Source organism: Stutzerimonas stutzeri, from assembly GCF_019090095.1.
Taxonomy (GTDB): Bacteria; Pseudomonadota; Gammaproteobacteria; order Pseudomonadales; family Pseudomonadaceae; genus Stutzerimonas; species Stutzerimonas stutzeri_AN.
In genome coordinates, this window is record NZ_JAGQFP010000001.1 from 672,332 (window position 1) to 691,544 (window position 19,213).

16 protein-coding genes are annotated in these 19,213 nt (G+C 63.8%); 5 read left to right on the top strand and 11 right to left on the bottom strand.

Annotated elements, in window-relative coordinates; translation table 11 throughout:
* Positions 1 to 2: 2 nt before the first annotated feature.
* The 4 genes from KVO92_RS02840 to KVO92_RS02855 all read left to right on the top strand — a co-directional run bounded on the left by KVO92_RS02840 (position 3) and on the right by KVO92_RS02855 (position 5,315).
* On the top strand, positions 3 to 1,058 hold the full coding sequence (locus tag KVO92_RS02840) for an enoyl-CoA hydratase/isomerase family protein (RefSeq protein ID WP_217474168.1): 1,056 nt from the start codon (positions 3 to 5) through the stop codon (positions 1,056 to 1,058).
* Between the two features lie 12 nt (positions 1,059 to 1,070).
* Positions 1,071 to 2,222 carry an acyl-CoA dehydrogenase family protein gene (locus KVO92_RS02845; protein ID WP_217474169.1) on the top strand — a complete coding sequence of 384 codons (1,152 nt, stop codon included), beginning with the start codon at positions 1,071 to 1,073 and terminating at the stop codon, positions 2,220 to 2,222.
* Positions 2,223 to 2,433: 211 nt separating this feature from the next.
* The gene (locus KVO92_RS02850) at positions 2,434 to 4,086 is read left to right on the top strand and encodes a long-chain fatty acid--CoA ligase (RefSeq protein ID WP_254621266.1); all 1,653 of its coding nucleotides are present in this window, start codon (positions 2,434 to 2,436) and stop codon (positions 4,084 to 4,086) included.
* Between the two features lie 158 nt (positions 4,087 to 4,244).
* The gene (locus KVO92_RS02855; RefSeq protein WP_217474170.1) at positions 4,245 to 5,315 is read left to right on the top strand and encodes a CaiB/BaiF CoA transferase family protein; all 1,071 of its coding nucleotides are present in this window, start codon (positions 4,245 to 4,247) and stop codon (positions 5,313 to 5,315) included.
* Positions 5,316 to 5,805: 490 nt separating this feature from the next.
* Here KVO92_RS02855 and KVO92_RS02860 read toward each other — a convergent pair whose 3' ends face one another.
* From KVO92_RS02860 to KVO92_RS02880, 5 genes are all read right to left on the bottom strand, one after another.
* Entirely contained in the window at positions 5,806 to 6,939 is a 1,134-nt protein-coding gene (locus tag KVO92_RS02860) for an acyl-CoA dehydrogenase (protein ID WP_217474171.1), read from the bottom strand.
* 9 nt (positions 6,940 to 6,948) lie between these two features.
* Positions 6,949 to 8,136: an acetyl-CoA C-acyltransferase gene (locus KVO92_RS02865; RefSeq protein ID WP_217474172.1), complete on the bottom strand. Its 1,188-nt coding sequence runs from the start codon at positions 8,134 to 8,136 to the stop codon at positions 6,949 to 6,951.
* A 14-nt stretch (positions 8,137 to 8,150) separates the two neighbouring features.
* On the bottom strand, positions 8,151 to 8,918 hold the full coding sequence (locus KVO92_RS02870) for an SDR family NAD(P)-dependent oxidoreductase (protein ID WP_217474173.1): 768 nt from the start codon (positions 8,916 to 8,918) through the stop codon (positions 8,151 to 8,153).
* Between the two features lie 826 nt (positions 8,919 to 9,744).
* Positions 9,745 to 10,788 (bottom strand): AraC family transcriptional regulator, encoded by a 1,044-nt coding sequence (locus KVO92_RS02875; RefSeq protein ID WP_217474174.1) that lies wholly within the window; start codon positions 10,786 to 10,788, stop codon positions 9,745 to 9,747.
* Positions 10,785 to 11,675, bottom strand: a complete 891-nt coding sequence (locus tag KVO92_RS02880; protein ID WP_021206881.1) for a LysR family transcriptional regulator — start codon at positions 11,673 to 11,675, stop codon at positions 10,785 to 10,787. The genes KVO92_RS02875 and KVO92_RS02880 overlap by 4 nt, the downstream gene beginning before the upstream one ends.
* Before the next feature lie 173 nt (positions 11,676 to 11,848).
* On the opposite strand from KVO92_RS02880, the gene KVO92_RS02885 reads away from it, so the two are divergent.
* Entirely contained in the window at positions 11,849 to 12,625 is a 777-nt protein-coding gene (locus tag KVO92_RS02885; protein ID WP_217474175.1) for an enoyl-CoA hydratase, read from the top strand.
* A 256-nt stretch (positions 12,626 to 12,881) separates the two neighbouring features.
* Here KVO92_RS02885 and KVO92_RS02890 read toward each other — a convergent pair whose 3' ends face one another.
* The 6 genes from KVO92_RS02890 to KVO92_RS02915 form a co-directional block, all read right to left on the bottom strand.
* Complete coding sequence (locus KVO92_RS02890; protein WP_217474176.1) at positions 12,882 to 13,892, bottom strand: branched-chain amino acid ABC transporter permease; 1,011 nt, start codon at positions 13,890 to 13,892, stop codon at positions 12,882 to 12,884.
* Between the two features lie 2 nt (positions 13,893 to 13,894).
* Positions 13,895 to 14,782, bottom strand: coding sequence for a branched-chain amino acid ABC transporter permease (locus KVO92_RS02895; RefSeq protein ID WP_217474177.1), 888 nt, complete (start codon positions 14,780 to 14,782; stop codon positions 13,895 to 13,897).
* 69 nt (positions 14,783 to 14,851) lie between these two features.
* Entirely contained in the window at positions 14,852 to 16,066 is a 1,215-nt protein-coding gene (locus KVO92_RS02900; RefSeq protein ID WP_217474178.1) for an ABC transporter substrate-binding protein, read from the bottom strand.
* Between the two features lie 87 nt (positions 16,067 to 16,153).
* Positions 16,154 to 16,870 (bottom strand): ABC transporter ATP-binding protein, encoded by a 717-nt coding sequence (locus tag KVO92_RS02905; protein WP_217474179.1) that lies wholly within the window; start codon positions 16,868 to 16,870, stop codon positions 16,154 to 16,156.
* On the bottom strand, positions 16,867 to 17,640 hold the full coding sequence (locus KVO92_RS02910; protein ID WP_217474180.1) for an ABC transporter ATP-binding protein: 774 nt from the start codon (positions 17,638 to 17,640) through the stop codon (positions 16,867 to 16,869). Before KVO92_RS02910 ends, KVO92_RS02905 begins: the two co-directional genes overlap by 4 nt.
* A 245-nt stretch (positions 17,641 to 17,885) precedes the next feature.
* Positions 17,886 to 19,151 carry an OprD family porin gene (locus tag KVO92_RS02915; RefSeq protein ID WP_217474181.1) on the bottom strand — a complete coding sequence of 422 codons (1,266 nt, stop codon included), beginning with the start codon at positions 19,149 to 19,151 and terminating at the stop codon, positions 17,886 to 17,888.
* Positions 19,152 to 19,213: the final 62 nt, after the last annotated feature.

Below are 19,213 nucleotides of genomic sequence, written 5' to 3' on the forward strand. Positions count from 1 at the left end.
CAATGACCCAGGCAGAAGCGCCGGTACTGATCGAGGTTCGCAACCGCGTCGGCTACCTCACCCTCAACCGTCCGGCGGGACTGAACGCTGTGACCCTGCCGATGGTGCGCAGCCTTCATCGCCAGCTGCAGGACTGGGCGGACGATCCGGATGTGGTTGCCGTGGTACTGCGCGCCGCCGGCGAGAAAGCTTTCTGCGCCGGTGGCGACATCCGCTCGCTGTACGACAGCTACCAGAACGGCGAAGACCTTCACCGCGTCTTCTTCGAGGAAGAGTACGCCCTCGACCAGTACATCCACGCTTACCGCAAGCCGCTGCTGGCGCTGATGAACGGCTTCGTGCTCGGCGGCGGCATGGGCCTGGTCCAGGGCGCGTCGCTGCGGGTGATTTCCGAGCGCACGCGCATGGGCATGCCGGAAGTGGGCATCGGCTACTTCCCGGATGTCGGCGGCAGCTACTTTCTGCCGCGGCTGCCGGGCAATCTCGGCATCTACATGGGCGTGACCGGCAATCACGTGGGCTCGGCCGATGCGCTGTACGCCGGCCTGGCTGATTACTGCGTGCCCTACGAGCGGTTCGCCGAACTGGAACAACGCCTGGATCAGCAGGACTGGCGTGCGCCGGCTCAAGAGACGCTGACAAACCTGATCAGCACCATGGGCAGCACCACGCTACCGGATGCGCCGTTCAAGACGCTGTTCCCGGCCATCGAGAAGCACTTCGCCCATGAAAGCATCGCCGACATCCGCCAGTCGCTCGCCGAGGAGACTCGCCCCGACTATCGCGACTGGGCAGCCGAAACACTCAAGGTCATCGACAGCCGCTCGCCGCTGTCGCTTTGCGTCACGCTGGAAATGCTCCGTCGCGGGCGCACCCTATCGCTGGCCGAATGCTTTCGCATGGAGCTGCACCTGGACCGGCAGTGGTTCGATCACGGCGACATCATCGAGGGCGTTCGCGCACTGATCGTCGACAAGGACAAGACCCCGCACTGGAACCCACCTACGCTGACCGAAGTTACGCCGCAGCGGGTTGCCGATTTCTTCGCGGGCGTCTGAGAGGAGCCATCCATGCAAGACATCGAACTGAGCGAAGAACAACGGATGATCCGCGATATGGCGCGTGACTTCGCCCGCGCCGAGATCGCCCCGAAAGCGCAAGCCTGGGAACAGGCCGGCTGGATCGACGACGAAACCGTGACCCAACTGGGCGAGCTCGGCCTGCTGGGCATGATCGTGCCCGAGCAATGGGGCGGAACCTACATCGACTACGTCGCCTATGCCCTGGCCGTCGAGGAAATCTCGGCGGGCGATGGCGCCATCGGCGCGTTGATGAGCATTCACAGCTCGGTCGGCTGCGGCCCGATCCTCAAGTACGGCACGCCGGAACAGCAGGACGAGTGGCTGCCGGATCTGGCCGCTGGACGCGCCATCGGCTGCTTCGCCCTCACCGAGCCCCAGGCTGGTTCCGAGGCGCACAACCTGCGCACCCGCGCCGTGCTGGAGAACGGCGAATGGGTGATCAACGGCGCCAAGCAGTTCGTCAGCAACGGCAAGCGCGCCAAGATTGCCATTGTCTTCGCCGTCACCGATCCGGAGCTGGGCAAGAAGGGGCTGTCGGCGTTCCTGGTACCCACCGACAACCCTGGTTTCGTCGTTGACCGGATGGAAAGCAAGATGGGCATCCGTGCCTCGGATACCTGCGGCGTCACGCTGCGCGACTGCCGCATCCCCGAAGCCAATTTGCTCGGCCCACGCGGCAAGGGGCTGGCCATTGCCCTGTCGAATCTCGAAGGCGGGCGCATCGGCATCGGCGCGCAGGCGCTGGGCATTGCCCGCGCCGCATTCGAGGCGGCGCTGGGTTACGCCCGCGAGCGCATCCAGTTCGACAAGCCGATCATCGAACACCAGAGCGTGGCCAACATGCTCGCCGACATGCACACCCGTCTTAACGCCGCGCGGCTGCTGATTCTGCATGCTGCACGCCTGCGCAGCGCCAATCTGCCGTGCCTGTCCGAAGCCTCCCAGGCCAAGCTGTTCGCTTCGGAAGTCGCCGAGTATGTGTGCTCCAAGGCCATGCAGATCCACGGCGGCTACGGTTATCTCGAGGATTATCCGGTCGAGCGCTACTACCGTGACGCGCGCATCACGCAGATCTACGAAGGATCGAGCGAGATCCAGCGGCTGTTGATTGCCAGGGAGCTGAATAACTACGGGTTGTGACAATCCGCTTCGCGAGCAAGCCCGCTCCGACACGCTCGCACGGTCTTGCTTATGCAGAAGCCGGCGTGCTGGCGAATTTTTGCAAGAGCCGGCTTGCTGGCGAACAGCCCCGGCGACAGGAGCTAAAGTACAACCAACCTCAAGCAGTATTCCGAACGCCCGATGACGGCAACGCGAGCCGCCATCCAACAACAATAAAAAGGATACGAAGATGCTCAAAGGTACGATGCAGCAGGCCCCGCTGATGATCAGCGGCATCCTCACCCACGCCGCCCTCGCCCATGGCGACCGCGAGATCGTCTCCCGGCTGGTGGACGAACCCATATGGCGCTACGACTACGCCGGACTCGCCACACGCGCAGGCCAGGCGGCCTCGATGCTGCGCAGGCTGGGCGTCAAATCCGGCGACCTCGTCTCGTCGATGGCCTGGAATACCCATCGTCACTTCGAGCTGTTCTTTGCCGTCCCGGGCATCGGCGCCGTGCTGCACACCGCCAACCCGCGGCTGTCGGACGACCAGATCATCTACACCCTGAACCACGCCGGCAGCGGCGTACTGCTGTTCGATCGCAGCTTTCTCGCGGTCGTCGAGCGGGTTCGGCCCCGGCTCGAACATATCCATACCTTCGTCATGCTTTCGGATGCCGAACGCACCGAGCCCGGCGAAGTGGGTGCGCACAGCTACGAAACGCTGATCGCGCGAGAAGAACCACTCACCGACTGGCCGCAGTTCGACGAGCACGCCGGCGCCATGCTCTGTTACACCTCCGGTACCACCGGCAACCCGAAGGGCGTGGTCTACAGCCATCGCTCCGTCGTGCTGCACGCCATGGCCGCGGGCCTCACCGGCGCTTTCGGCTTTTCCGCCTTCGACTGCATCATGCCCTGCTCTTCGCTCTACCATGCCACCGCCTGGGGCGTGCCCTTCACCGCGGCCATCAACGGCTGCAAGTTCGTGCTGCCGTGCGACAAGATGGACGGCGCCAGCCTGCAGGAGCTGATCCAGACCGAGGGCGTGACCTTCTCCGGTGGCGTGCCGACCATCTGGACCATGTACCTCAACCATCTGGAGCGCACCGGCGAAGACACCGGCCGGCTCAAGTGCCTGGTGATCGCGGGCTCGGCGGTACCCAGGGCACTGGCCGAGAAATTCGAGACGAAATACGGCGTCAGCGTCCGCCAGCTCTGGGGCATGACCGAAACCAGCCCGCTCGGCGTCGTCGCCACCCCGACGCCCAAGCTCGCCGCCATGGGCGAAGCGGCCACCAACGAGGCCATCTGGACGCGCCAGGGCCGCCTGCAATTTGGCATCGAGCTCAAAATCGTCGACGAAGCGGGCAATGAGCTGCCGCATGACGGCGTCAGTTCCGGTGCCTTGCTGGTACGCGGCCCGTGGACGGTCGAGCGCTACTTCCGCAGCGACACCAGCGCGCTGGACAAGGATGGCTGGTTCGACACCGGCGATATCGCCACCCTAGACCCCAACGGCTACATGCGCATCACTGACCGCAGCAAGGATGTGATCAAATCCGGCGGTGAGTGGATCAGCTCCATCGACATTGAAAACATTGCCGTGGCCTGCCCGGGCGTGCGCATCGCCGCGGTGGTCGGCGTTCCCCACGAGAAATGGGAGGAGCGGCCGATCCTCATCATCGAAGCCCACGATGATGCCGAGGTCTGCGCCGAAACCGTGCTCACGTTCCTGGAGTCGCAAATTGTCAAATGGTGGATGCCCGATGCCGTGATCTTCGACAGCGTTCCGCTGACCGCCACCGGCAAGATCGACAAGAAGACCCTGCGCGACCGCTACCGCGACCATCTGATCGAGCAAGAAGAAAGCAAGGCCGGCGCGGCGAGCCTGTAGAACGTAGGATGGGTGCAACTCATCACATTGAGCGTCAGCCGGGACCCGCCGTAACGCTGTCAGCCGCTCGATGGGTTGCACCCATCCTACAGATAACCATGCGGGTGAACGAATCATCCGCTTGACTCGATGCGCTATGCCTCCGGAGCTCGATGTCGATGGATCAATCGCAACCTCGCCAAGGCCCTCTGCTCGGCCTGCGCGTGCTCGAATTCGCCAGCATTGGGCCCGGCCCGCACTGCGCGATGCTGCTGGCCGATCTCGGTGCCGAGGTGATCCGCATCGAGCGCGAGGGCGGCAATGGTTGGCCCAACCCGGTGGCTGATCGTGGTCGCAAGCGCATGACGCTGGATATCCGCACCGATGCCGGACGCGAGCGCTGCCTTGCCCTGGCGGAGGGTGCCGACGTGCTCATCGAAGGCATGCGACCCGGCGTGATGGAACGCCTCGGGCTCGGTCCGGAACAGGTCCATGCACGCAACCCGCGGCTGGTCTACGGCCGCATGACCGGCTGGGGCCAGATCGGCCCCTTGGCCCAGAGTGCCGGGCACGACATCAACTACATCGCGCTGACCGGCGCCCTCGCCGCCATTGGAGGCCGTGAAGGGCCGGCGATTCCGCCGCTCAACCTGGTCGGCGACTTCGGCGGCGGCTCGCTGTATCTGGCGTTCGGCATCATGGCTGCACTCTGGGAACGAGAGCGATCGGGCCAGGGACAAGTGGTCGACGCCGCCATCGTCGACGGCGTGTCCTCGCTGATGACCTTCTTCGCCGGACTGCTGCCCAGCGGCGCGATTTCCCTCGAGCGCGACCGCAACCTGCTCTCCGGCGCCGCCCCGCATTACCGCTGCTACACCTGCGCCGATGGTCGCGAAATTGCCATCGGGCCACTGGAGCCACAGTTTCTTGCCGAGCTGATGAAGCGTATCGGCGCCTCAGAGAGCCTGCTCGAAGGTTGCGCCAATCCTGACCATTGGCAGGCACAAAGCGAACAGCTCGCCACCCTCTTCGCCAGCCGCACCCAGGCCGACTGGTGCGCCCTGCTTGAAGGCACCGATGCCTGCTTCGCCCCGGTGCTGACCCTCGAAGAAGCCGCGCAGCACCCGCACATGCAACAGCGCGGCGTGTATCGCGACATCGACGGCGTCCTCCACGCTGCACCCGCGCCGAGATTCTCCCGCACCCCCGGCACGATTCTCCCCTCGCGCAACGCGGAAGGTTGGGACTAGACCTGTCTGTATGCCTCCGTCGCTGGCAACCTGAAACCGCCCCGGTTGTGGCGCGTCCCCATAACCCCACCGCAACCACCTACGACCCGCTCCCGCACGTCATCCCGGTCGCAGCCAGAGGCAGCTCCTACAGAAGCCCAACGCAACCACCTGTAGGAGCAGGTTCTACCTGCGACCCGCTCCCACACGTCACCCCGGTCGCAGCCAGAGGCAGCTCCTACAAAAGCCCAACGCAACCACCTGTAGGAGCAGGTTCTACCTGCGACCCGCACCCGCACGTCACCCCGGTCGCAGCCAGAGGCAGCTCCTACAAAAGCCCAACGCAGCCGCCTGTAGGAGCAGGTTCTACCTGCGACCCGCTCCCACACGTCACCCCGGTCGTAGCCAGAGGCAGCTCCTACAACAGCCCAACGCAACCACCTGTAGGAGCAGGTTCTACCTGCGACCACGCGCCCGCACGCTACTCCGGTCCGGTGCGTCGCAGGGCCGGTCACTCACCCAAATTACGCGCGATCACCAACCGCTGGATATCGCTGGTGCCTTCGTAGATCTGGCACACCCGCACATCGCGATAAATGCGCTCCACCGGGAAGTCCTGCAGATAGCCGTAGCCGCCTAGCGTCTGGATCGCCGCCGAGCAGACCTTTTCAGCCATTTCGGAGGCGAACAGCTTGGCCATGGAAGCCTCGACCAGTGCCGGCTGGCCGGCTTCGCGCAGGGCCGCCGCGTGCAGCACCATTTGCCGCGCAACAGCAATCTGCGTGGCCATGTCGGCGAGGCGGAAGGCGACGGCCTGGTGTTCGGTAAGCGCCTTGCCGAAGGCTTCACGTTCGCGGGCGTAGTCGCGGGCGGCTTCGAACGCTGCGCGGGCCATGCCGACCGCTTGAGCGGCAATGCCGATACGGCCACCTTCCAGATTGGCCAGGGCGATGCGGTAACCCTCGCCCTCCTCGCCCAGGCGCTGGGACTCATGCACGCGCATGTCCTCGAACGCCAGTTGGCAGGTATCCGAGGCGTGCTGTCCGAGCTTGTCCTCGACGCGCACCACCTGATAACCGGGCGTGTCGGTCGGCACGATAAAGGCGCTGATACCGCGCTTGCCGGCGTCCGGGTCGGTCACGGCGAAGACGATTACCGTACCGGCGTGCTGGCCCGAGGTGATGAACTGCTTGGCGCCGTTAAGCACATAGCCGTCACCGTCTCGCCGCGCACGGGTGCGCAGGCTGCTGGCATCCGAGCCGGCATGGGGTTCGGTCAGGGCAAAGGCGCCGATCTGCGCACCGCTGGCCAGCGGCGTCAGGTAGCGCTGCTTCTGCTCCTCGTTGCCAAAGCGCAGGATCGGCACGCAGCCGACCGAGTTGTGCACGCTCATGATGGTCGAGCAGGCACCGTCCCCGGCCGCGATCTCTTCCAGCGCCAGCGCATAGGCGATATAGCCGGTCTCGCTGCCGCCCCACTGTTCGGGGCAGAGCATGCCGAAAAAGCCGAGCTCGGCCATCTCGTCGATCGCTTCAGCTGGATAGCGATGCTCGCGATCCCAATCGGCGGCGAAGGGCTTTAGGCGCTCCTGAGCGAACTGCCGGGCCATGTCGCGAATGCTGGTTTGATCTTCGTTAAGCAGCATGACGAGTCCTCAGTCGAGCAGTTCGACGGCCATGGCGGTCGCTTCGCCACCACCGATGCAGATGGCCGCGATGCCCTTGCGCAGGCCGCGGTCGCGCAGTGCAGCGATCAAGGTCACCAGAATCCGCGCGCCGGACGCACCGATTGGGTGGCCCAGGGCGCAGGCGCCGCCATTGACGTTGACCTTGGCGTGGTCGAGCCCCAACTCGCGCATGGTGACCATACTGACCACCGCAAACGCCTCGTTGATCTCGAACAGATCGACCTCGTCGAGGCGCCAGCCAGTGCGCTCGAGCAGCTTGTGGATGGCACCGATGGGCGCGGTCGGAAACAGGTTAGGCGCGTCGGCGAACACCGCATGGCCATGAATCACGGCCTGGGGTTTCACCCCGAGCTGCTCGGCGTGGGACCGCCGCGTCAACAGCAGTGCGGCGGCACCGTCAGAGATCGAACTGGAGTTGGCCGCCGTCACGGTGCCGCCTTCACGGAATGCGGGCTTGAGCGAGGGGATCTTCTCCGGCATCGCCTTGGGCGGCTGCTCATCGTCGCGCACGGTGCGTTGTTCGCGGCCCTGGGTAACCTCCAGCGGGACGATTTCGCTGGCGAAGCGGCCACTGGAAATGGCATCACGCGCACGCTGCAGCGAGGTCAAGGCATAGGCATCCTGTTCCTCACGGCTGAAGCCATGATTCTGTGCGCAATCCTCGGCAAAGGTGCCCATCAGGCGGCCCTTGTCATAGGCGTCTTCAAGGCCGTCGAGGAACATATGGTCGAGCACCTTGCCGTGGCCCATTCGATAGCCGCCACGGGCTTTTTCCAGCAAATAAGGCGCGTTGGACATGCTTTCCATGCCGCCGGCGACGACCAGATCGACACTGCCGGCGCGCAGCGCATCGTGGGCGAGGATGGCCGCCTGCATGCCCGAGCCGCACATCTTGTTCAGCGTGGTGGACGCGGTCGCTTTGCCCAGCCCCGCGCCGAGTGCCGCCTGACGGGCAGGCGCCTGGCCGAGGCCGGCCGGCAGTACGCAACCCATCAACACTTCCTGCACCTGCTCGGCGGCAACACCGCTGCGTTCCACCGCCGCGCGAATCGCTGCGGCACCCAGTTCCGGCGCGCTGAGGCTTTTCAAATCACCCTGGAAGCCGCCCATGGGGGTGCGGGCCGAGCCCAGAATCACGATTGGATCGTTGTTCATCATCTGTCTCCCGATTATTTGGCGGCCATGCGCAGCGCGCCGTCGAGGCGGATCACTTCGCCGTTGAGCATGTCGTTCTCGGCGATATGGCGGACCAGCGCCGCGTATTCGCTGGCGCGGCCCAGACGTGGCGGGAACGGCACACCCGCGGCCAGCGAGTCGCGCACTTCCTGAGGCATGCCGGCCATCATCGGCGTCTCGAACACACCCGGGGCGATGGTCATGACGCGAATACCATGGCGTGCCAGTTCACGTGCCGCCGGTAACGTCATGGCCACCACGCCACCCTTGGAGGCTGCATAGGCCGCCTGGCCGATCTGCCCGTCGTAAGCGGCGATAGAAGCAGTATTGATGATCACGCCGCGATTGCCCTGGGCATCCGGCTCGCCACGGGCAATGGCTTCGGCAGCCAGACGCAGCATGTTGAAGCTGCCGATCAGGTTGAGGTTGATGACCTTGCTGAAGCTGGCCAGGCCGTGCGCGCCCTGGCGGCCGAGGATCTTTTCGCCACTGGCGACGCCGGCGCAGTTGACCAGCCCGTGCAGGCCACCGAAATGCTCGACCGCGGCGTTGACTGCCGCTTGAGCGGCGGCTTCGTCACAAACATTGGTGACCACGGCGTGAGCGTTAGCACCCAGCGCCTCGCTACGTTCGCTGAGCAGCTCGGCATTGATATCGGCGAGCACCACCTTTGCACCCGCGGCGACCAAGGTTTCGGCAGCGGCCGCGCCCAGGCCGGATGCGCCACCGGTGATCAGGAAAATCTTGTCTTGAATGTTCACTGCACGACCTCACGAAGATGTTCGGGACGCTGCACAACCGGCGCCCGTTCGATGAGTTCATCTTCATCAGACCAATAGCCACCGACAATGGTCGTTGCACGCAATCGCGGTGACTGTTTTGGCCAACATAGCCCCACCTGGTCTCGGTTATCGACACACCCGTCGCAGGCAGAGCCGGCTCCTACAAAAGCGTCCGAGTTCAGGCCTGACCGCTGTAGGAGTGGGCTCTGCCCGCGACCCGGAGGTTCGGCCTCCACAGGGTGTCGGTTATCGGGCACCGGTCGCAGGCAGAGCCAGCTCCTACAAACGCGTCGGCGTTTATGCTGCCCACTGTAGGAGTGGGCTCTGCCCGCGACCCGTGGGTTCGGCCTCCACAGGGTGTCGGTTATCGGGCACCGGTCGCAGGCAGAGCCAGCTCCTACAAACGCGTCGGCGTTTATGCTGCCCGCTGTAGGAGTGGGCTCTGCCCGCGACCCGTGGGTACGGCCGCCACAGGGTGTCGGTTATCGGGCGCCGGTAGCAGGCAGAGCCGGCTCCTACAGAAGCGTCCGCGTTCAGGCCTGATCACTGTAGGAGTGGGCTCTGCCCGCGACCCGTGGGTTCGGTCTCCACAGGGTGTCGGTTATGGGCGCCGGTGGCAGGCAGAGCCGGCTCCTACAAAAGCGTCCGCGTTCAGGCCTGCCCGCTGTAGGAGTGGGCTCTGCCCGCGACCGGTGGGTACGGCCGCCACAGGGTGTCGGTTATCGGGCGCCGGTCGCAGGCAGAGCCGGTTCCTACAGAAGCGGTAGCGACCCGCGGCTAAACGACGAGGCTCGGTGAATGAACCTTAGACTGGCAAATGATGCGCTTCATCGCCGCGAAGAATCAGCCCGCGGTACTGGCCCGGGTTGGTCCCGGTCCATTTGCGGAAGGCCTTGTAGAAGGAGCTGACGTCGGCGAAGCCGAGCCGTTCGGCGATGTCGGCATAGCTGACGCTGGCGTCCGCCAGCCAGAGCGTGGCCATTTCCTGGCGAATCTGGTCCTTGATCGCCTGGTAGGGCTGCCCGGCCTCGGCGAGTCGTCGGCGCAGGGTCGATGGGGATACGCACAGCGATTGCGCCATTCGTTCGCTGGTCGGCCACTGTTCCGCTGGCAGCTCGCGCAGCTGCTTCTTGATGTGGCTGGGCAGGCTGGTCGGGTCGCGGTATCTCACGAGGATGTTGGCCGGCGCCTGGGCCAGGAAGCCGTGCAGCTCCTGCTCGCTTCGCCGTACCGGCAGATCGAGCACTTCAGCCGCGAAGATGATCCGCGTACTCGGACGGGCAAAGCGCAGGTTGCGCGAGAACATCACTCGATAGTCGTCGGTATAGCTCGGCGCTTCGCAGCGCAGCTCGACGGCCAGCAGCGGTATGCGTCGGCCGATCAGCCAGCAGGCCAGGCCGTGCAGCAACATCCAGAACGTGAAGTAACCAAAGGCACGCAGCGGCGTTGCGTTGGCTTTCTCCACAAGCGCTACCTCCGCCAGGCTCTCGCTGCGTTTCAGCTCGCCGCGAAAGCCCTCGAAGGTCAGCCCGAAGAAATCCAGCGCCACCCGCAACGCGCTGTCCAGCGTCGGCTGGGCCATGGCGGCGCGGCAGACGAAGGCGAAACTGCCTGCCCGCATGCGCCGCGGGTCCATGCCGAAGAATTCGTCATCGAAATGCCGCGCCAGGCGCCGCCACAGTTTGCTGTACTCGGCGACGTCGACCCGGCCGTCAGGATCGGAAAGGTCAACCGGGGCCAAGCCCAGCTGGCGCATGAGCTGTTCCGGGGGCAGCGTTGGCGAGATTAAGGCCAGCAGCGCCTGCTCGACCAGCTGGACGGAAATCGTGCCCTTGCCGTCGCGGTTCATGCGCGCCCCATCATCACGTCATGGGTATTGGCGGCCACGTCACGCAGGAAGTCCCAGCACACCCGCATCCGCGCCAGATCCTTGTTTTCCACGGGCATCAGCATCCAGAAGGTGCGGGTGAACTCTATCTCGTCGACCAGCACTTCTTTCAGCAAGGGCTCCTTGTGTGCCGAGAAGGCGGGCAGGATCGCCAGCCCGGCGCCGGCTGCGACCGCCTCCTGCTGGGCCATGATGCTGGTGCTGCGCAGCGAATGCTGGCGCGGACGAACGATTTCATCGAGGAAGTACAGCTCCTTGCTGTAGAGCAGATCCTCGATGTAGCTGACGAACACATGGCCAGCGAGATCCTCACGGCTGCGGATGGGCGGATGCGCCGCCAGGTAAGCTTCCGACGCGTAGAGCCGCAACACGTAGTCGGTCAGCTTGGTGATGACGTACGGCCCACGTTCGGGGCGTTCCAGCGTGATGACGATATCGGCTTCGTGCCGGGCCAGACGCACCGAACGCGGCACGGCCAGCAGATCCACGCCGAGGTGCGGATAGTCGCGGGTCAGGTTGGCCAACTGGCCGGCCAGCATCAGCGTGCCGTAACCCTCGGTGGCACCGATGCGCACCTGACCGGACAGCTTATCGGCCGTCAGGCTCGGCTGTTCGATGGAAGCGATGGCGCTTTCCATGGCCTCGGCCTGGGCGAGCAATTCGCGCCCGGCCTCGGAGAGCCGATAACCCGCCTTCGCGCGGATGAACAGTTGCCGGTCCAGGGCCTTCTCCAACGCTTGCACGCGGCGCGCCACCGTGGTGTGGTCGACCGCCAACCGGCGCGCGGCGATGGTCAGCTTGCCGGCACGCGCAAGTTCGAGAAAGAAACGCAGATTGTCCCAGTCCACTGCAGGCTCCAGATCCTTCGGTTGAGCAGGCCTCGGCAGGCCTGTTGTGCAAAAACACAGAATACCTGTGCATTTCGCACCATGGGTTTACTATTTTTCCGCTGCTAGGCTCGTCCATCGAACCGGTATCGCCTCACGGCATCCGCATTTTTCCAAGAACAAAGGAACCGAGAATGAGCCAGAAGATCCAGCTCGACATGCGTGGCCATACTGCCCTGCTGACCATCGCCAATCCGCCCGCCAATACCTGGGATCGCGAATCGCTCGCCGACCTGGAACGGATGATCGGAGAGCTCAACGAAAACCCTGAAGTCTATGCGCTGGTCATCACCGGCCAGGGCGAGAAGTTCTTCTCCGCTGGCGCCGACCTCAAGCAGTTCGCTGATGGCAACAAGGCATCGGCCAGTGAAGTCGCCGCCCTCTTCGGCCGCGCCTTTGATGCGCTGACGCGCTTCCGCGGCGTGTCCATCGCCGCGATCAACGGCTACGCCATGGGTGGCGGCCTCGAGTGCGCGCTGGCCTGCGACATCCGCATCGCCGAAGAGCAGGCGCAGATGGCGCTGCCCGAAGCCAGCGTCGGCCTGTTGCCGTGCGCTGGCGGCACGCAGAATCTGCCGTGGCTGGTGGGCGAAGGCTGGGCCAAGCGGATGATTCTCTGCGGCGAGCGTATCGATGCGCAGCGTGCCGAGAAGATTGGCCTGGTCGAAGAAGTCGTCCCTCGCGGCCAGGCGCTGGAGGCAGCGCTCAAACTGGCCGAAGGCGCCAGCAAGCAAAGCCCCTCCTCCGTCAGCCGCTGCAAGCGCCTGGTGATGAATGCGCGCAACGATACCCATGTCGATGGCTGGGCGGCAGAGCGAGAACTGTTCGCCGAGCTGTTCGATACGCAGGACCAGAAGGAAGGTGTCAATGCCTTCCTGGAAAAGCGCAGCCCGAGCTGGAAAAACGCCTGAGTGACAAGGCCCTGCGTGAACGCAGGGCTAGCTCGCCACTAGACAGCTTCGCCCCGGGGTCGGGGCTCCTACCATCAGTCCGCCTGCTCCTTGTCGGGGCACCCAGACTGAACCGTTTTTGTGAAAGGCGCACCGCCCGCGCAATGAAGCAGACCGCACTCTTCGGCCCTGCAGCTTTGCGCAGGGGCAACTCGCCTCGCCCACTAATGGCGAGCAAGAGAGCCCGGCCACTTCCGCCTCAACCGCCCGCCGCGTTCTACTTGAAATTGCGTTTGATCAGCCGTTCGATCCAGCCCACGATCCCCGAGCGGAACAGCAGCACGCAGAGCACGAAGATCACCCCGAGAATCACATGCACCCACTCCCCCAACGGACCGTTGGACAGTGAGCTCTGCAGCGTGACCACGACCGTCGCTCCCACCACCGGGCCCAGAATGGTGCCAACGCCGCCGAGCAAGGTCATCAGAATGACCTCGCCGGACATGTGCCAATGGGCGTCGGTCAGCGACGCGAGCTGGAACACTACGGTCTTGGTTGCACCCGCCAGACCGGTCAGCGCCGCCGAGATGACGAAGGCCAGCAGCTTATGTGCATCGACGTTGTAGCCGAGCGAGATCGCCCGCGGCTCGTTCTCACGGATCGCCTTGAGGACCTGCCCGTAGGGCGAGTGGATGGTGCGCTGGATGATCACGAAGCCGAGCACGAACACTGTCAGCACGAAGTAGTACAGGGACAGGTTGTTCTGCATGTCGAACAGCCCCAGCAAGTGTCCGCGCGGTACGCCCTGCAGGCCGTTCTCCCCGCCGGTGAATGGCGCCTGGACGAAGACGAAGAAGACCATCTGCGCCAGCGCCAGGGTAATCATGGCGAAATAGATGCCTTGCCGCCGGATCGCCAGCAAGCCGAAGACCGCCCCCAGCACCGTTGAGGCCAACGTCCCGGCGAGTATTCCGAGTTCGGTACTCAGCCCGCTGTAGGTGCTCAACATATAACCCGTGATATAGCCGCCACAGGCGAAAAACGCCGCATGGCCGAACGACAGCAGGCCGGCATAACCCAGCAGCAGGTTGAACGCGCAGGCGAACAGGGCGAAGCACAGCAGCTTCATCAGGAACACCGGATAGACCATCATCGGTGCCACCAGCGCCACGCCGAGTAGCGCCAGGTAGAACAGATGCTGACGGCGCCGTGCTGCCTGCCGCCGTTCCCGCTCGGCATTGGCCCGTACGCTCATGGGAGACGCTGAAACGCTTTGTGGGGTCGTCATCTTCACGCCTCCTTACCGAACAGGCCAGCCGGACGAACCAGCAGGACCAATACCATGATCAGAAAAATCACCGTGTTGGCCGCCTCGGGGTAGAAGACCTTGGTCAGGCCTTCGATCAAGCCCATGGCGAGCCCTGTGACGATCGCCCCCATGATCGAACCCATGCCGCCGATCACCACCACGGCGAACACCACGATCAGCAGGTTCGACCCCATGCCCGGCGTCACCGCGTAGATCGGCGCTGCGAGCACGCCGGCGAACGCCGCCAAGGCAACCCCGTAGCCGTACGTCAAGGTAATCAGCAACGGCACGTTGATGCCGAAGGCCTGCATCAGCTTGGGGTTTTCCGTGCCGGCGCGCAGGTAGGAACCCAGCCGCGTGCGCTCGATCATGTACCAGGTGACCAGGCACACCGAAAGCGCGGCGACGATCACCCAACCGCGATAGGTCGGCAGGAACATGAAGCCCAGGTTGTGGCCGCCCTTGAGCAGCTCGGGCATCGGATAGGAGGAGCCGGAGACGCCGAACAGCTTGACGAAACTGCCCTCGACGATCAGTGCCAGGCCGAAAGTCAACAACAGCCCGTACAGGTGATCCTCACCGGCAATGCGGCGCAACAAGCCGCGCTCGATGCCGATGCCGAGCAACCCGACCAGCAAGGGTGACAGCAGCAACGCCGCCCAGTAGTTGATGCCCAGGTAATTGAGCCCGAGGTACGCGGCGAAGGCGCCGAGCATGTACTGCGCGCCATGAGCGAAGTTGATGATCCGCAGCAAGCCGAAAATGATCGCCAGCCCCAGGCTCAACAACGCGTAGAAAGAGCCGTTGATCAGCCCGAGCAGCAACTGTCCGAGCAATACGCTCAGGGGAACGCCGAAAACGAGAGTCATGATTCACTACCCAGAAAAGTCCGTGACGCCCCGGCCGGCGTTGGCCGGGGATGGCTCGGTGCAGATCGATCAGTTCTGGGTGACCAGCTTGCACTGGCTCTCGGCAAGCGGACGGAACGCCTCATCGCCTGGGATGGTGCGGATGACCTTGTACAGGTCCCATTCACCCTTGGACTCTTCCGGCTTCTTGACCTGCACGAGGTACATGTCATGCACCATGCGGCCGTCTTCGCGGATCTTGCCGTTCTTGGCGAACATGTCGTTGACCGGCGTCTTGGCCATTTCTGCTCGGACGGTCTGTGTGTCGTCGCTGCCAGTCGCCTTTACCGCGTTCAGGTAATGCGTGGTCGCCGAATAGATACCGGCATGCACCATGGTCGGCATGCTGCCAACCCGCGCTTCGTAACGTTTCGCCCAGGCGCGGGCTTCGTCGTTCATGTCCCAGTACCAGCCCGTGGTAAGCATCAAGCCCTGGGTCACGTTCAGGCCCATGGCATGGATATCGTTCAGGAACACCACCATGCCCGCCAACCGTTGCCCGGACTGGGTCACGCCGAATTCACTGGCGGTCTTCAACGAGTTCACCGTGTCGGCGCCGGCGTTGGCCAGGGCAACGACGTCAGCACCGGAACCTTGCGCCTGCAGGATGTAGGACGAGAAGTCGCTGCTCGGGAACGGATGACGCACGGTACCCACGACACTGCCCCCCTCGGCCTCGACCACCTTCTTGATGTCGGCTTCCATCGCGTGGCCGAAGGCGTAGTCGGCGGTGAGGATGAACCAGCTCTTGCCGCCGTCCTTGAGCACGGCATTGGCCGTACCGTTGGCCAGGGCGAAGGTATCGTAGGTCCAGTGGATGTGGTTGGGCGAGCAGAACTCGTTGGTGATGCTCGACGCCGCCGCGCCGGAGATCAGCGCCAGCTTGCCACCCTGCTCCACCACCTTGGCCGCGGCCAGCACCACGGAGCTGGCGACCAGGCCGGTCACCATGTCGACGTTGCGCTCGTCGATCCACTGGCGGACGGTGTTGGCGCCCACATCAGGCTTGTTCAGGTCGTCGGCATTGAAGGTCACGATCTTCTTGCCGTCGACGCTGCCGCCGAAGTCCTCGATGGCCATTTTCAACGCTTCGAGGCCGCCGGGGCCGGACAGGTCGCGGTAGGTGCCGGACATGTCGGCGAGGTAACCGATGCGAATTTCATCGTTGCTGATCTCGGCCTGTGCGGCACCGGCGATCATGCTGGAGACGAGAGCGGCGGCTGCGGTTTTCTTGATGATGTTCATAGTCACCCACTGTGATTGTTTTTGTTGTGGCTCTGATTGATGTGCGCACCGGTTGGTACGGCGAACCGGCAGGTCCTTCTGACGGGGTCAGACCCCGAGACAGCTATTCAAAAACTCCTTTTTCGAATCCAGTTCGGCAGCGCTGATTTCCTCGATGATCTGCCCGTGTTCCATCACGTAATGACGGTCGGCCAGGGGCGCGGCGAAGCGAAAGTTCTGCTCCACGAGGACGATGGTCAGGCCGCGCTTCTTCAGCTTGATCAGCACCTCGCCCAGCTTCTGCACGATCACTGGCGCCAGGCCCTCGGTGATCTCATCGAGCAGCAGCAGGTTGGCGCCGGTGCGAAGGATCCGCGCCATGGCGAGCATCTGCTGCTCACCACCGGAGAGTCGCGTGCCCTGGCTGAAACGGCGCTCGTAGAGGTTGGGGAACATGTCGTAGAGCTCGTCCAGACCCATACCGCCGCTGCGCACGGTGGGCGGCAGCAGCAGGTTTTCCTCGACATTTAGGCTGGAGAAGATGCCGCGCTCTTCGGGGCAGTAACCCACCCCGAGCCGAGGGATCTGGTGCGCCGGAATACCCATGGTCTCGTTGCCGTTGACCACGATGGAGCCGGTGCGGCGGCCGACCATGTTCATAATCGCGCGCAACGTGGTGCTGCGCCCCGAACCGTTGCGGCCGAGCAGCGTCACCAGTTCGCCGCGCCCGACGACCATGTCGACGCCGTGAAGAATGTGCGATTCGCCATAGAAGGCATGCAGGTCATCGACCCGCAATTGGTCGCGATCGGCCATGGGCGTCATGCGTGAGCCTCCTCTGCGTTGGCTTCGCTGCCCATGTAGGCCTCGCGCACCTCGGGGTTGGCCGAGACGCTGTCATAGTCGCCTTCGGCCAGAATCGCGCCGCGTGCCAGCACGGTGATGCGGTCGCAAAGCCGGCTGACCACGCTGAGGTTGTGCTCGACCATCAGCACCGTGCGGTTTTCCGCCGCGCGACGGACCAGCGCCACGACCATGTCGACGTCTTCGCCACCCATGCCCTGGGTCGGCTCGTCGAGCAGCAGCACCACCGGATCCAGCGCCAGGGTGGTCGCCAGCTCCAGCGCGCGCTTGCGGCCGTAGGGCAGCTCGATGGCCAATGTCTGGGCGAAGGATTCCAGGTCAACCTCGGCCAGCAGTTGCATGACGCGCTCATCCAGCGTGCGCAGGGTGCGTTCGGATTTCCAGAAGTGATAGGAATTGCCGAGCTTCTGCTGCAGCGCGACGCGCACGTTCTCCATCACGCTCATATGGCCGAACACGGCAGAGATCTGAAACGAGCGGACCAGACCGAGACGTGCAATCTCGTTGGCCTTGAGCGCGGTGATCGACTTGCCGCGGTAGAGGATGTCGCCGCGGGTCGGTGTAAGGAACTTGGTGAGGAGGTTGAAGACGGTGGTCTTGCCGGCCCCGTTGGGGCCGATCAATGCATGGATGTGACCCTTTCGAACGCGAAGATCAACGGAATCCACCGCGGTGAAGCCGCGAAATTCCTTGGTCAGACCGCGCGTTTCCAGCACGAACTCTGGTTCCATGAGGTGCCCTCTAGCCTTTGATTATTGTTGTAGGTACGGCGCTGGTCGCTGGATGACCTTTACGTAAACGATAACAATCGATTGCAACGCGAGGCAAGCGTCGTTTTCAAACGTCCGATTGAGCTCGATAGCAGGCACGGCGCGGGCTCGAACGGCCTCTCAACGCACGTGAAACATATTGAAAAAAACCGGGCCACAGGGCCCGGTAAAGGATCAACGAGGAGAGCGTGGGTACGGCGTCTGTCTTACCAGAGCGCCAGGGTGTAGCTGAGGATCAGGCGGGTTTCGTTGAGGTCGCTGCCGAAGCTGCTGCGCACCGTGGCGTTGCGCACCTTCATGCCGAAGTTCTTCAGCGGTCCGTTCTGGACCACGTAGGCGATGTCGGTGTCGCGCTCCCACTCTTTACCTTCGCCACCACCGGCCAGGTTGACGTTGTCACCGGACACGTAGCGGGTCATCAGGGTCAGCCCGGGGATGCCTACGGCTGCGAAATCGTAGTCGTAGCGAACCTGCCATGACTTCTCATCTTCGTTACCGAAGTCATTGATCTGCAACAGGTTGATCAGCATGTTGTCGCCACCGCTGATATACGCGAAGCCGGTGTCGCCGCTCATCTTCTGGTAGCCGCCGGTAAAGCCGTGGCCACCGATCTTGTAGGTGAACAGCGCGCCGAAGGCGTTGTTGTCGACGTTGCTGCCACCGTCGTCGGTGGAGCGCACATAGCGCAGGTCGGTCTTGAAACTCTGGTTGTCACCCAGCGGCAGCACGTGCACCAGTTGCGTGTTGTGCTGCTTGTAGATGCCGTCCAGGCCACCGTAGTAGTAGCTGGCCGTCAGCTCGGGGCTGAACTGGTATTTGCCGCCGGCGAACAGGAATTCATCGCTGGTCTTGGTGCTGCCAAGCACGATGTTGCGCGCACCGCCAGTGAATACGGTCATCTCTTCGCTGTCCGAGGAGTCCCGGTAGCTGATGTCGGTGAGCTTACCGGCGTCGAGCGTCAGGCCTTCGACCTCCTTGCTCTGCAACCAGGCACCCCGGTAGGTGTTCGGCAGCAGGCGGCTGTCGTTGCGCATCACCACCGGCAGGATCGGTTGCAGGGTGCCGATATGCAGCGTGGTGTTGGATACCTTGGCCTTGGCTGTCAGGCCGGCCGAGCCGTAGTCGTCCTGGGCCCGCTTGGTTTCCAGGTCGCGCTGCAGGATGCCGGTGCCGGAACGGTCCGGGCTGGAGTCGAGCTTGACGCCCAGCAGACCGACCGCATCGAGGCCGAAACCGACCGGGCCGTCGGTGTAGCCCGACTCGATCTTCATGATGAAGCCCTGGGCCCATTCATCGGCCTTGGACTGGCTCGCACCGCTCTCGCGGAAGTCACGGTTCATATAGAAGTTGCGTAGCTCGACGCTGGCCTTGCTGTCGTCGAGGAACGCGGCGGAAACCATCGAGGAAGTGCCCAGGGCGGACGCCGCCAGGCTGCTGAGAATGAAGTAACGGCTCAGGGGTTTCAGTTGCATAGGTATCTCTCTTGTTATTGTCTTGGTTGATGCAGCTGTGAACCCGACCTGCTCCTGCCGGG